The organism is Rhizobium sp. P40RR-XXII (assembly GCF_012641405.1).
In the GTDB taxonomy this organism is placed as follows: Bacteria; Pseudomonadota; Alphaproteobacteria; order Rhizobiales; family Rhizobiaceae; genus Rhizobium.
This window is the reverse complement of sequence record NZ_JABAII010000024.1, coordinates 87,794-101,626: the sequence shown is the minus strand read 5'-3', so window position 1 is coordinate 101,626 and position 13,833 is coordinate 87,794. Positions and strand designations below refer to the sequence as shown.

Genomic DNA, 13,833 nt, shown 5'->3' with positions numbered 1-13,833 from the left:
TGCGCTATCCGCGCCCACTGTTCGTCCCGAAGGATCAGACGATCCAAAACACCCATGACTGCCTCCAAAAGACAGTCTTGAATCTGATTTGCTCAGCCTTGGAAACCCAAGAGTCCACACCTCCTAGTCTTTTGTGCATGTCGGTAAAATAAAGCTCGCTCCATCCTCTGACGCGCGGACGACGCAGGCCGGAACCTCGAAGGGCGAGGATGGCCTCAGGGGAGCCCATCCTTTTACCGCTGCGGATCGTTTTCCAGCGCGATCGGCTTACCATGCGGCGTCGCCTCCGCGGCACGTTGCCAACTTTGCTGCAGAGCCAGCATCACATCCGCGTCGGCAATGCCTTTCGCGACCAGCAGACCTGACAGCGCAGCCACCCAGCAATCGAAATAGTCGCTGCCATCAACAGCGCGGCCGGGCTTGTGCAATTCGGCCGACAGCCACTCCGCCCATTCGCTCCAGGCAAACAAGCCCTTCTCGTGCAGATGAACGGTCATCGCAAAAGCCTCAGCCGCCCAGGGCTCGGGAAAGACCGGCTCGCCATCGACTGACTTCGGCAATCCCGGCGATTGCGCCAGAGGCGATGCGACCTCACACGCGCTCAAGATAGCTCTCCCAGGCGTCGATCGAGACGGTCAGCGAGGGATCGGCACCCTCGCCCCATATCTCGGCACCATCAAAGACCACCGTGTAGACCCATTGCGGATTTTCGCCCCGGCCATGGGCGTTGTCGTCGGGGAAGACGAAGGAGCCCTGCACCGCTTCGATGACACCCGTCTTGGCGCGGGCGTAGCGCGGCAATCTCGTATGGCCGGTCGGATTGAAGTTCTTGGTGCGGACATGATCGCCGACGGCAAAGAGCGGCGTGGTATCGAGAGGCCGGTCGCAAGGGCCGCCCTTGGCCAATACGCCGTCGACCATTTCAGCCTTCAGCACCCGCTTCGGAACCCTGCCCTGTTCGAGCGAATGGCCAATGCGCAGCTCTTCGGCCGTGGCAAAACCGTGTCGCTCCAGTAGGGTGTCGATGGCGCGGGTCCAGATCTCGTAGTAGCTGGCACCAAGATAATCGGCCGGCGGAATGTTTTCGCGCGTATGCCGGCTCTCGTCGATGGTCCAGGCCCCAAAGGCGCCGCAGGAAAGCGTGATGCCGAGCGCCCTCTTTTCCCATTCAGCATGGAAATAGGGCTCGTTCGGTTCCGGAGCGACAAGGCCGAAGCCCATCTGGCCGCCGAGATCGTGCGGACCGTTCATCGTGCTGCCTCCGGCCTTTTGGCGACTGCCGTTCCGATCATGGCGTCGCGGCTGACGAGATCGGCCAGCGCCGCCTCATCCATGCCTTCCGAACCGGCGGGACGCTCCGGGATTACCAGATAGCGCAGCTCCGCCGTCGAATCCCAGACGCGGATCTTCGTCTCCTGCGGCAGCGTCAGGCCGAATTCGGCGAGCACCCCGCGCGGATCGATCACAGCGCGGGACCGGTAGGCCGGCGCCTTATACCACACCGGCGGCAGCCCGAGCACGGCCCACGGATAGCAGGAGCAAAGCGTGCAGACGATGAGATTATGCGTTTCCGGCGTATTGAAGACCGCGCGCATATGCTCTCCCTGGCGGCCGGTAAAGCCGAGACTGGCGATCGCCGCCGTCGCGTCGCGCCGCAGCCAGTCGGCAAAATCAGAATCGCTCCAGGCTTTCGCCACCACCTGCGCACCATTGCGCGGTCCGACCTTCGTCTCATAGGTCTCGACGATACGGTCAATTGCCGCCGGATCGATCAGCCCCTTTTCCGTCAGCAACGTTTCGAGCGCCTTCACCCGCGCCTGCATGTCCGAATAGTGGTTGTCGTGGTGATGGTGGTGATGATCGTCGTCATCATGCGAGTGTCCGTGGGACATGGCCGTCTCCCGTCTTTCCGGATTACTTTAGCATCGGCCAGAGACTGAGCACCAGCAGGACGGCCATGGTAATGTTGAACCATTTAAGCCGAACGGGATCGGCCAGCCAGTCGCGCAGCACGGAACCGAAGCCGGCCCAAGTCGATACGCTCGGAACGTTCACGGCGGCAAATGCCAGTCCGACGAGGAGAACAGTGAAGAGATAGAGCTGCTCGTTGGTGTAGGTCGCCATGGCGGTAACGGCCATCACCCATGCCTTGGGATTGACCCACTGGAACGCGGCAGCGCTCATGAAGCTCATCGGCTGCGCGGAGCCCTCGCTCTCCGTAATACTGCGCGACGTGCCGATCTTCCAGGCAATCCAGACGAGATAGGCGCCGCCGGCGAATTTCAGCCCGGTGTAGAGCACCGGCACGGTATGCAACAACGCGCCCAATCCAAGGCCGACGCCGAGCAGCAGGGAGAAGAAGCCAACACCGATGCCAAGCATGTGCGGAATGGTGCGCCGAAAACCGAAATTCACGCCCGAGGCAAACAGCATCATGTTGTTCGGCCCTGGGGTGATCGATGTCGTGAACGCGAAAAGTAGAAGAGCCAGAAATGTATCCAGCGCCATGATGCCTCCTGGGACACCGTGCGTGACAAATGGCGGTATCCAAAATTCTTCTCATGCGTGCCAGATGTAGCGACGCATATCCGCGCGACAATAATTCGCTCATAGTCTGAAAGCCATAGGACCTTTGTCACAGTGACATGAAGGGCATCGATTGAAATCCGCCAGGATGGATCTATCCTTCCGTTTTCCGCAGCGAGGACAGACCATGCGCGAGCCCATTCCCACCGTCACCCTCCCCTCCGGCATTGCGGTTCCCGCACTCGGCCAGGGGACATGGAACATGGGCGAGAATGCCGCGAGCGCCAGGGACGAGATCGCCAGCCTCAAGACCGGCCTCGATCTCGGCATGACGCTGATCGATACGGCGGAAATGTACGCCGACGGCGGCTCGGAGGAAATCGTCGGCAAGGCGATCGAAGGCCGCCGCGACGAAGTCTTCCTCGTCAGCAAGGTCTACCCCGCCAACGCCAGCCTCAGGGGTGCGGTAGAAGCCTGCGAACGCAGCCTGAAGCGCCTGAACACCGACCGCATCGACCTCTATCTGCTGCATTGGCGCGGCAACTATCCGCTCGAAGAAACGGTTGAAGCCTTCGAAGGCCTGAAGGCGGCCGGCAAGATCGAAGCCTGGGGCGTGTCGAATTTCGATATCGCCGACATGGATGAGCTGCTCTCTGTGCCGAACGGCGGCAATGTCGCCGCCAATCAGGTGCTCTACAATCTCTCCCGGCGCGGCATCGAATACGACCTCTTGCCCTGGTGCCAGGAGCGCAGCATTCCGATCATGGCCTATTCGCCGATCGAACAAGGCCGCCTGCTCCACCATCCCGAACTGATCCGTATCGCAAAGACCTATCAGGCCACACCCGCCCAGATTGCACTTGCCTTCCTGCTGGAGCGCGACGGCGTGATATCGATCCCGAAATCCTCGAATGCACAGCGCGTTGAGGAAAACCGCGACTCGATCGATGTCGATATCACCGATGAGGATTGGGCCGTCCTCGACGCCGCCTTCCCGCCGCCATCGCGAAAGAAGTCATTAGACATGCTATAGGTTTACGCAGCAGCCTTCTGCTGCGCGACGATCAGCTCGATTGCCCGGAAGACGTCGATTTCTCGCCAGTCGGCGGGATCGCGATAGGTCGGATAAAGCGAAAGGGCGGCGGCGGCGATCTGGTCGATTGTCCGTAGCTTCGTTCGCCGACCGGCAAGTACCGCCTTGGCGTAGACGCCGAAATAATCTTCGGTGATGCCCCAGCCGGCATAAAAGGGTGCGGCATAGCAGCGAACCGGAATGCCGCGCAGCAGCGCATCGAAGCCGAACTGGCTCGAAACCGTCCAGACCTCGTCAACGACTTCGAGGATGGAGGCCACCGACACGGCGTCGTCGAGCAACACGGCAGCGCCCTCGGAAACACCGTTCGTAAGATACCCCTTACGAAGTCCAGCCATGACATCCGGATGGGTGCGGATGAGACATTGCGCATCGCTCGCCAGCCCATCGGCGAGCATCTTCTCGAAGGACGCTTTTGAGCCGAGTGCCCTATCAACGGAAACGTCGCCAACGACCTGATCGACCAGCAGAATACGACGCTTTGTCGTCCGCTCGATGCGCGGCGCCAGATGTGGAAGATGATTGTATTTCGAAAGTTTGTTGAGAACGATCTGTTCGCGGATGGCGCGGCCGAGCTCTCCCGCCTCCCCAGCCTCCTCTATCAGCCGCTCAAGCCGCGACGGCCGGTTTGCATCGACGGGCAGGCCAAGATCGTCGATGACGATGGAAAGAGGAACGGCACCGGCCTTGCCGAGTCCCACGGACCGCAGGAAACCATCCTCCAAGTGCCAATGCGACAGCCGGCGGAGCCGCGCAATCTTCGCCGCCATCTTGGCCGGCGCGCGGCCACCCCACGAAACAATGCCGCCTATACCGGGCGCCAATGCACAAGCCAGCTTCCGCGATCCGAAATAATGTCCGAGCCAGGGAAAATCGCCACGGACGAAGAATGCAGCGCCGAGACGCATATCATCGGGCGGATGCCATGGCTTTCTGCCGATCTCAGGCATTGTTGCCGTGTTTCCCCTTCTCCCCTCGGGGAGAAGGTGCCGTCAGGCGGATGAGGGGGTGTCTGCCAGGAGTACGAAAATTCGTGAATTCAAATCGGAAAGTCCCCCTCATCCGACCCTTCGGGCCACCTTCTCCCCAAGGGGAGAAGGAATTTGGAGCGCCGATTTGCCTCACATGCGATCACCCCTCAACACCGCAGGTTTCTACATCCCTTGCGAGCCGCGGTTCATCGCAGCAATGCCGGTGCGGCAGACTTCGATAAGGCCGAGCGGCTTGATGATGGCGATGAACTGATCGATCTTCGAGGACTTGCCGGTGATCTCGAGAATGAAATGCTCGACGGTCGCATCCACCACCTTGGCATGGAAAGCATCGGCGAGCCGCAGCGTTTCTGCGCGCATCTCACCGCTTCCGGTCACTTTCAGCAGCGCCACTTCGCGCTCGATCGGCCGCTCCTGGCCGAGTTCGCGGGCGCGCACCGTCAGATCGACGACGCGGTGAACCGGAATGATGCGCTCAAGCTGCGCCTTGATCTGCTCCAGCACCTGCGGCGTGCCGCGCGTTACCACAGTGATCCGCGACAGATGCGCCTGGTGCTCGGTCTCCGAAACGGTCAGGCTTTCGATGTTGTAGCCCCGGCCGGAGAAGAGGCCGATGACGCGGGCGAGAACGCCGGGCTCGTTGTCGACGAGTACCGAAAGCGTGTGGCTTTCCGCCGCCGCCGTTTCCGGCGAAATAAAATAGGCGGAGCCCGTGGGTTGAAGGTGTGCGTTCATTATCCTTGTTCCGTTTCCTCTGTTCTTGTTCGATATGCCAGCGAGATCGGCGGCCGGGGCGCAGCTCCTGCTGCGCCACCGGCTAGCGATCAAACCAGCTGGCGACCCTTGGCATCGATGGCGTTGGCGACGGCCTCGTCGGTTGCTTCGTCCGGCAGCAGCATTTCGTTATGCGCCTTGCCAGAGGGGATCATCGGGAAGCAGTTGGCGAGATTGGCGACGCGGCAATCGAAAATGACCGGCTTGTTGACGTCGATCATCTCCTGGATGGCGGCATCGAGATCACCCGGCTTTTCGCAGCGCAGGCCGACGGCGCCATAGGCTTCCGCGAGCTTGACGAAATCGGGCATCGCTTCCGTATAGGAATTGGACAGGCGGTTGCCGTGCAGCAGCTGCTGCCACTGGCGAACCATGCCCATATACTGGTTGTTCAGGATGAAGATCTTGATCGGCGCATTGTGCTGGATGGCCGCCGACATTTCCTGAATGCACATCTGGATCGAGGCATCGCCGGCAATGTCGATGACCAGGCTTTCCGGATGGGCGATCTGCACACCGAGCGCTGCCGGCAGGCCATAGCCCATGGTGCCGAGGCCGCCCGAGGTCATCCAGCGGTTCGGCTGTTCGAAGCCGTAGAACTGCGCCGCCCACATCTGGTGCTGACCGACTTCGGTCGTGATGTAGGTATCGCGATGCTTCGTCAGCTCATAGAGGCGCTGGATCGCATATTGCGGCATGATGACATCGTCGCTCGGCTTGTAGGCGAACGAGTTGCGCGCACGCCAGCGGGCAACATCAGCCCACCAGTCGCCCAGGCGCTCCGTCGCAGGCTTCTGCGGCAGCGCACGCCACAGGCGAACCATGTCTTCCAGAACATTGCCGACATCGCCGAGAATGCCGATATCGACGCGGACGTTCTTGTTGATCGAGGAAGGATCGATGTCGATATGGATCTTCTTCGAATTCGGAGAAAAGGCATTCAGGCGGCCGGTAATGCGGTCGTCGAAGCGCGCGCCGATGCAGACCATGACGTCGCAATCATGCATCGCCATGTTGGCTTCGTAGGAGCCGTGCATGCCGAGCATGCCGAGCCAGTTCTTGCCGGATGCCGGATAGGCGCCGAGGCCCATCAGCGTCGAGGTGATCGGGAAATCGGTGAGCTCGACCAGCTCGCGCAGCAGCTTGCAGGCCTCCGGGCCGGAATTGACGACACCGCCGCCAGAATAGATGACGGGACGACGAGCATTCTTCATCAGCTCGATCGCTTGGGTGATCTTGTTGAGATCGCCCTGGATCTTCGGCTGATAGCTCTTCTGGGCATGATGCGCTTCCGGCGGCGTATAGGTGCCGGTCGCGAACTGGATGTCCTTCGGGATGTCGACGACGACAGGACCCGGACGGCCCGATTGCGCGATGCGGAAGGCTTCGTGAATGACGGCCGCCAGCTTGTTGACGTCCTTGACCAGCCAGTTGTGCTTGGTGCAGGGCCGGGTGATGCCGACCGTATCGCACTCCTGGAAAGCGTCGGAGCCGATCAGCGTGGTCGGAACCTGGCCGCTCAGGCAGACGAGCGGGATCGAATCCATCAAGGCATCCTGCAGCGGCGTAACCGCATTCGTCGCGCCCGGGCCGGAAGTAACCAGCATGACGCCGACCTTGCCGGTGGACCGGGCATAGCCTTCGGCCGCATGGCCGGCGCCCTGCTCGTGACGAACGAGAATATGCTGGATGTCGTCCTGCTGGAAGATCTCGTCATAGATCGGAAGCACAGCGCCGCCCGGATAACCGAAGATGTGTTCGACGCCATTGTCCCTGAGCGCCTGCAACACGATCTCCGCGCCTGTCATTCGATTGCCGCTCGCCTGATTATCTGTGCCGGTCATACGTTTGTTCCGCTGTCTGCTGGAGGTTTGGAAAGATGAAATCTCGATTTCGGGCATAAAAAAAGGCCCCTTGGGGAGCCTGTCATCTAGCGCATGGGTGGCTGTCGCCGGATGGTTACACCATCCTGCCCATGCGCTTTCCCACCACGATAAGAACGATCGAGTTTTTCATGGGGCGAAGTGATAGACAGAAAATTTCGAAGCGTCAACGCGTGAAGCAATAAAAAATCGCGGCCCCGCCAAAACCCCATAAGCCTGGACCCTTTAAAAAGCATGGGTGACAGACAGGATTTTGTTAAGCCACCGTCTCTATGCTCCGGCATCGGATAATTGGGGTAGCTGTTTGCTGAATAATGATCTGCAGACGTCCGGCAAAGCTGGAGATTTAGATCGCCGCGATAGACTGAGGCCGGGAAATCGCTTCCTCGGCCGCGTCGTCGCGTGCAACGGCTCGAGAGCAACGATCGCCGCTGTCGCCGAAGCCGGCGGTACCGATCTTACCGAACTCTGGTCGGTCGGCAGGCTGATTTCCATCAGCGTCGGCTCGAACCGCGTGGCCGCCCTCGTCTACTCGATGAATACTCAAAGCGTCGGCTGGGGTGAAGAGCAGGACAACCTCTTCCGCATCGAAGTCGAACTTTTGGGTGAGGTCCATGTCGGGCCGGATGGCCGCGAGGAGTTTTCGAGCGGCATTACCGCCTATCCCTATCTCGGCGCGATCGCGCATCGTATCCGTGCCGCCGATCTCATGCGCATCTTCGATGCAGGCAAGGGCAGCAGCTGCGTCATCGGCAAGCTGACGCAGGATGAAAGCATCGACGCCGCCATACATATTCCCTCGATGCTGTCGAAGCATTTCGCCGTCGTCGGTTCCACCGGCGTCGGCAAATCCACCGCCGTCTCGCTGTTGTTGCACAAGGCGATCAGCGCCGATCCAAAACTGCGCGTGCTGATCCTCGATCCGCACAATGAATTTGCAGCCGCCTTTCCCCGGCATGCCGTCGTCATCGATACCGATACGCTCGACCTGCCCTTCTGGCTGATGCGGCTGGAAGAATTCAGCGAAGTCGTCTTTCGTGGCCGCCCGGCGATCCCGGAGGAGCTCGATGCGCTGCGCGATCTCATTCCAGAGGCAAAGCGCGCCTTCCGCGGCAGCGATTCAAGCCTGATGCGCCGCCAGACGGAAAAATCCTCGGTGACGGCGGATACGCCGGTTCCCTACCGCATGGCCGATCTGCTAGCACTGATCGACGAGCGCATCGGCCGGCTGGAGGGCCGCCAGGAAAAGCCGCATCTGCGCTCCCTGAAAATGCGCATCATCTCGGCGATCAACGATCCGCGCTATCACTTCATGTTCTCCAACAATACAATCACCGATACGATCATGGAGACGATCGCCAAGATCTTCCGCATTCCGGGCGACGGTAAGCCGATCTGCACCTTCCAGCTCGCCGGCATACCCTCGGAAGTGATCAATTCCGTCGCTTCGGTTCTCTGCCGCATGGCATTCGAGCTGGCGCTCTGGAGCGATGGCGCGATCCATATGCTCGTCGTCTGCGAGGAGGCGCACCGCTACATTCCCGCCGATCCGAACCTCGGCTTCTTCCCGACGCGCCAGGCCATAGCCCGCATCGCCAAGGAAGGGCGCAAATACGGCGTATCGCTCGGCATCATCACGCAGCGCCCCGGCGAACTGGACCAGACGATCCTGTCACAGTGCTCGACGCTCTTCGCCATGCGACTTGCCAATGATCGCGACCAGGAAATCATCCGCTCGGCCATTCCGAACTCCTCGATTTCGACGACCAGCTTCCTGTCCTCCATAGGCAACGGCGAAGCCATCGCGTTCGGCGAGGCCATTGCCGTGCCGATGCGCATGCGCTTCTCCCGCGTGGAAGATCATCTGCTGCCGAAAGCCAGCGGCGGCACGGCGAAGGTCAGCGAGGATTCGCCGGATACTGTCGATCTACGCACGATCATCAGCCGCATGCGCTCGATTACGGGTCCCGATATCAGCGCCTTGCAACAGAACTACGGCGCCGCGACGGACGCGGTAACCGGGATCAGGAACGATTTCGACGATCCGACCGTCGAGCAGACGCCACAGCGTGCAGCGGAAGTCGATGCGCCACCGATCGAACCATATCGTCCCGACATGTTGCCCCGCCCGGCCACCCAGCAGGCCGCGCCGCCGCTGCAGACATCGATCGACAGCAGGCTTGCGGACCTGCGCCGCGAATACCGAGGCGACGACACCGACGCACGCCCGATGCCGCCGAGAGAACCCCTGCCATCGCTCAGGCGGGAACCCGGCCTTTCGCTGCGGGACAGCATCCTGAAAAAGCCGCCGAGCAGCCTTTACGACAAGGATTGAAGCGTTGGGCTTACGGGGCTCAGGCGCTCCCAGCTCTCATCCATCTGATTGCGAAACCAGGTCATCTGCCGCTTGGCATATTGCCGAGTTGCCGCCGCGCCGGTTTCGATGACCTCTTCCCGCGTCATCTCGCCCTTCAGCATCGCGGCGATCTGCGACACGCCGATCGCCTTCATGACCGGCATCTCCGGCGGCGAGTCCAATGCCAGCAAAGCCCGCACCTCTTCCTCCGCCCCCATTGCCAGCATCTTTTCGAAGCGGCTGTTGATGCGCTGGTGCAGCAGCGCGCGCTCAGGCAGCACCACGATCTTGCGCGCGCGGTCCGGATCGACAACCGTCTGCCCGGCCTTGCCCTGAAAGGCCGCAATCGATCGGCCCGTCGCCTCGACCACCTCCAGAGCACGCACGATACGCTGCCCGTCCTGTGGGTTCAGCGTATCCGCGACGGCGCTGTCGCGTTCCGTAAGCTCGCGATGCAGAGCTTCCGCCCCCTCCGCCAGCAGCCGACTGCGAAGCCTGCTGCGGATATCAGCCGGAATTTCCGGCATGTCGGAGAGCCCACCGGTGAGAGCCTTGAAATAGAGCCCGGTGCCGCCGACGAAGACAGGCAATCGCCCCTCGCCGCGCAGGCGCTCGACCAATATGCCGGCATCGCGCAGCCAGACGCCGGTGGAATAGGCCTGGCCCGCCGGGACATAACCATAAAGATGATGCGGAATGCCTTCCATATCGGCCTCGGAGGGCCGCGCCGTCAGCACGCGCAGGGTGTCGTAGACCTGCATGCTGTCGGCATTGATGACGACACCATCATGTAAACGGGCTAATTCTACCGCCAGCGCGGACTTGCCGCTGGCGGTCGGCCCGGTTATCAGGATCGCGTCGATATTGCTCATAAGGTTTCTGCTCATGGCCTTCGTTGCCACGCTTATTGCCAATCCGTCAAACCCCGTTCTTGTTCCGGCCATTGCTGAACAGGCTGCTGAGGCCGTCAAGGCGTCCGGGCTTTACTGGCTGGCCGACGGCATTGCCTGCGATATCGCGCTTCGCGACAATACGGACCTGCAGGCCGCGGAAGCCAATATCCTGGCCGTGATCGGCAGCGAGCCGATCGATCTCGTGATTCAAGACGCCGACACCCGCCGCAAGAAGCTTCTGATTGCCGATATGGATTCCACGATGATCGCTCAGGAATGCATCGACGAGCTTGCCGCCGAAGTGGGTCTCAAGGAAAAGGTCGCCGATATCACGGCCCGCGCCATGAATGGCGAGATCGCCTTCGAGCCGGCCCTGCGCGAACGTGTGGCCCTGCTGAAGGGATTGCCCATTTCCGTCGTCGATGATGTCATCGCCAAGCGCATCACGCTGACACCCGGCGGTCCAGAGCTCATCGCGACGATGAAGACAAAAGGCTATTACACCGCCCTCGTCTCCGGCGGCTTCACCGTCTTCACCAGCCGGATCGGCGCGACGCTCGGCTTCGATGAAAACCGCGCCAATATCCTGCTCGAAGAAAACGGCATCCTGACCGGCCTCGTCGAGGACCCCATCCTCGGCAAACAGGCCAAGGTGGATGCGCTGAACGAAATCGCCGAGAAGCTCGGCATTTCGACCGATGATGCTCTCGCCGTCGGCGATGGTGCCAATGATCTCGGCATGCTTCAGCTCGCCGGCTCCGGAGTGGCGCTCCACGCCAAGCCGACGGTCTCGGCACAGGCCAGAATGCGCATCGACCACGGCGACCTGACCGCCCTGCTCTACATCCAGGGCTACCGCAAGACGGACTTCATCAAACCATAGAACGGCGCAATCGCCGGCATCGAGGCCTCCGATGATCATCACTGAAACCGACCGTCTTATCATCCGCAACTGGCGGGAGACGGACCGCGATCTGGCCTACGAGATCAACTCCGACGAGACCGTCATGGAGTTCTTTCCGTTTCGTCGCAATCGTGCGGAAGCGGACGCCTTCTTCGATCGCGTCCGCTCGATGATTTCAGAAACCGGGCTTGGCCTCTACGCCCTCGAGCTGAAAGAAAGCGGCGAAGCGATCGGTTATTGCGGACTGATGCGGACGGATCATCTGGAACCCTTCGTCCCAGTCGGAACGATCGAGATCGGCTGGCGGCTGGTTGCACAGCAGTGGGGCAAGGGATTTGTCAGCGAGGCGGCACGAGCGCTCCTCGCTCACGGCTTCGGAAAGCTCGACCTGGATCAAATCGTCTCCTTTGCCGTACACAACAATATCAGGTCGATCGCAGTCATGGAACGGATCGGCATGCACCGCGTCGAAGGCGGCTATTTCGATCACCCAAACGTCCCCGACACCCATCCCCATCTGCAGCGGCATGTCCTCTACCGCCTGACCGCAGCCGAGTGGCGGGCACAGCAGGCAAAACGAGCCGGGCGCTGAACCTCTACTCCAGCGCGACGGCGATGAAGCGCAAGTCACCGTTTGGAGACGCGACCATCATCTGCGCATTGCGGCGGCCCTCGCGCTTCAGCGAGGCCACCTTCTCCGAGGCGGCACTCGGCGTCTGTACGAATTCCTGCGCCACTTCCACGACGACGTCGCCGGGTTTCAGGCCCTTGTCCGCCGCCGCCGAACCGGGCGCCACTTCGGTGATGACGACGCCATCGACGCTATCGGCGATGCCGAAGCTCTTGCGGTTCTCGGCGGTCAGCGTCGCGAGCTTCATGCCAAGTATGTTCGAGGTCGCCTGGGCTGGTGGCTGAGCCTGCGGCGATTGCTGCGGATCGCCGCTCTGGTCCTGCCCATCCATGCCGTCATCGCCACCCTCATCGCCCTCGTCGGGATTGATGACACCGCCATTATTGCCATTATCGTCGGGCGCAAGCTGCGGCTTCTTGGTCTTGTCGGTGCTGGCGGCCGCCGCCTGATCGCTGTCTTCCAGTCGACCGAGGGTTACCTTGACGGTCTGTTCCTTGCCTTCCCGGAAAACGACGACATCGACTTCCTTGCCGACAGAGCTCTCGGCAACGACGCGCGGCAGATCGCGCATCTCGTCCACATTCTTGCCGTCGAATTTCAAGATGACATCACCTGCCTTGATCGAACCGTTGTCGACCGGGCCGCCCTTGATGACACCGGCGACGAGCGCGCCCTTGGCAGTCGAAAGACCGAGGCTGTTGGCAACATCATCCGTCACCGGCTGGATGCGCACGCCGAGCCAGCCGCGGCGCGTCTCGCCGAAATCCCTGAGCTGGTTGACCACACCTTCCGCCAGTTCTGACGGCACCGCAAAGCCGATGCCGATCGAGCCACCGCTCGGAGAGATGATGGCGGTATTGATGCCAATCACTTCGCCCTTCATGTTGAAGAGCGGGCCACCGGAATTGCCCTTGTTGATCGCCGCATCCGTCTGGATGAAATTATCATAGGGGCCGGCATTGATGTTGCGGCCGCGGGCAGAGACGATGCCGACGGTGACGGATCCGCCGAGGCCGAAGGGATTGCCGATCGCCATCACCCAGTCGCCGATCCGCATCTTGGAGGAATCGCCGAACTTGACCGCCGTCAGCGGATGCTTCGGCTCGACCTTGAGGACCGAAAGATCGGTCTTCGTATCGGTGCCGATCAATTTCGCCTTCAGCTTGGTGCCGTTCGGGAAGATCGCCTCGATATCGTCTGCGCCTTCGATGACGTGATTGTTGGTGACGATGTATCCGGCCGGGTCGATGACGAAACCGGAACCGAGCGAACTCACCTTGCGATTGCTGTTGTCGTCTTTCTTGTTGTTGAAGAAATCGTTGAAGTAATCCTGATAGGGCGAATTATCCGGCACCTTCGGCGTCGCCGGCCCATCGCCCTCATCCTTCACCTTCTGCGATGTGGAAATATTGACGACGGCATCCAGCAATCCCGAAGCAAGATCGGCAACCGAAGCCGGACCGGCGTTCATTCCCGGTGTCATCATGCCCGGGTTCATTGTGCCCGGGTTCATTGTGACGGTCGGCGATGCAGCCGGAGGCGTCTGGTTGTTGGTGGCCGGCGCCTGGGCACCCGCCGTCGCGCCGCTATTCTGCGCCTGCGCATGAGCCTGTTCGGTAACGCCCACAATGGGGCCGGCAATCAATGCCATGCTGGCCAGCAAGGCAAACGAACGGCTGAAAGGCAGGCGATTGGTCGAAGCCATCAGGCATCCTCATCGAGAAAGGGGAAATCTTGTATAAGCATCAACATAAGGCGGAATGATGAAGCGTGAAATCACC

At 61.0% G+C, this 13,833-nt stretch carries 13 protein-coding genes; 4 read left to right on the top strand and 9 right to left on the bottom strand.

The annotated features are described in order from the left end of the window. Window positions 1-233: 233 nt before the first annotated feature. Genes HGP16_RS30515 through HGP16_RS30500 form a run of 4 tightly spaced genes read right to left on the bottom strand, consistent with a single transcriptional unit; the run spans window position 234 to window position 2,508 of the window. Window positions 234-605 carry a nitrile hydratase accessory protein gene (locus tag HGP16_RS30515; protein ID WP_168843688.1) on the bottom strand — a complete coding sequence of 124 codons (372 nt, stop codon included), beginning with the start codon at window positions 603-605 and terminating at the stop codon, window positions 234-236. After that, the gene (gene nthB, locus HGP16_RS30510; RefSeq protein ID WP_168843687.1) at window positions 592-1,251 is read right to left on the bottom strand and encodes a nitrile hydratase subunit beta; all 660 of its coding nucleotides are present in this window, start codon (window positions 1,249-1,251) and stop codon (window positions 592-594) included. The genes HGP16_RS30515 and nthB overlap by 14 nt, the downstream gene beginning before the upstream one ends. Then, complete coding sequence (nthA, locus tag HGP16_RS30505; RefSeq protein ID WP_168843686.1) at window positions 1,248-1,892, bottom strand: nitrile hydratase subunit alpha; 645 nt, start codon at window positions 1,890-1,892, stop codon at window positions 1,248-1,250. Before nthA ends, nthB begins: the two co-directional genes overlap by 4 nt. A 22-nt stretch (window positions 1,893-1,914) precedes the next feature. After that, complete coding sequence (locus HGP16_RS30500) at window positions 1,915-2,508, bottom strand: LysE family translocator (protein WP_168843685.1); 594 nt, start codon at window positions 2,506-2,508, stop codon at window positions 1,915-1,917. 205 nt (window positions 2,509-2,713) lie between these two features. Here HGP16_RS30500 and HGP16_RS30495 point away from each other — a divergent pair, with 205 nt between their 5' ends. Continuing rightward, window positions 2,714-3,559, top strand: a complete 846-nt coding sequence (locus HGP16_RS30495) for an aldo/keto reductase (protein WP_168843684.1) — start codon at window positions 2,714-2,716, stop codon at window positions 3,557-3,559. Window positions 3,560-3,561: 2 nt separating this feature from the next. Here HGP16_RS30495 and HGP16_RS30490 read toward each other — a convergent pair whose 3' ends face one another. The 3 genes from HGP16_RS30490 to HGP16_RS30480 form a co-directional block, all read right to left on the bottom strand. Then, window positions 3,562-4,569, bottom strand: coding sequence for a capsular biosynthesis protein (locus tag HGP16_RS30490; RefSeq protein WP_246703225.1), 1,008 nt, complete (start codon window positions 4,567-4,569; stop codon window positions 3,562-3,564). Between the two features lie 204 nt (window positions 4,570-4,773). Further along, entirely contained in the window at window positions 4,774-5,346 is a 573-nt protein-coding gene (gene ilvN / locus HGP16_RS30485; RefSeq protein ID WP_168843683.1) for an acetolactate synthase small subunit, read from the bottom strand. Between the two features lie 89 nt (window positions 5,347-5,435). Further along, window positions 5,436-7,229 (bottom strand): acetolactate synthase 3 large subunit, encoded by a 1,794-nt coding sequence (locus HGP16_RS30480; protein ID WP_168843682.1) that lies wholly within the window; start codon window positions 7,227-7,229, stop codon window positions 5,436-5,438. Between the two features lie 343 nt (window positions 7,230-7,572). Between HGP16_RS30480 and HGP16_RS30475 the strand changes: the two genes are divergently transcribed. Further along, window positions 7,573-9,603 carry an ATP-binding protein gene (locus HGP16_RS30475; protein ID WP_168843681.1) on the top strand — a complete coding sequence of 677 codons (2,031 nt, stop codon included), beginning with the start codon at window positions 7,573-7,575 and terminating at the stop codon, window positions 9,601-9,603. Here the strand turns inward: HGP16_RS30475 and miaA are convergent. Next, on the bottom strand, window positions 9,588-10,496 hold the full coding sequence (gene miaA, locus HGP16_RS30470) for a tRNA (adenosine(37)-N6)-dimethylallyltransferase MiaA (RefSeq protein ID WP_246703224.1): 909 nt from the start codon (window positions 10,494-10,496) through the stop codon (window positions 9,588-9,590). The genes HGP16_RS30475 and miaA overlap by 16 nt on opposite strands. 13 nt (window positions 10,497-10,509) lie before the next feature. Between miaA and serB the strand changes: the two genes are divergently transcribed. Both serB and HGP16_RS30460 read left to right on the top strand, forming a co-directional pair. Further along, window positions 10,510-11,400: a phosphoserine phosphatase SerB gene (gene serB / locus HGP16_RS30465; RefSeq protein ID WP_168843679.1), complete on the top strand. Its 891-nt coding sequence runs from the start codon at window positions 10,510-10,512 to the stop codon at window positions 11,398-11,400. Between the two features lie 31 nt (window positions 11,401-11,431). Further along, on the top strand, window positions 11,432-12,013 hold the full coding sequence (locus HGP16_RS30460) for a GNAT family N-acetyltransferase (RefSeq protein ID WP_168843678.1): 582 nt from the start codon (window positions 11,432-11,434) through the stop codon (window positions 12,011-12,013). 4 nt (window positions 12,014-12,017) lie between these two features. Here the strand turns inward: HGP16_RS30460 and HGP16_RS30455 are convergent, their stop codons facing one another. Further along, window positions 12,018-13,757, bottom strand: coding sequence for a Do family serine endopeptidase (locus HGP16_RS30455; protein WP_168843677.1), 1,740 nt, complete (start codon window positions 13,755-13,757; stop codon window positions 12,018-12,020). Window positions 13,758-13,833: the final 76 nt, after the last annotated feature.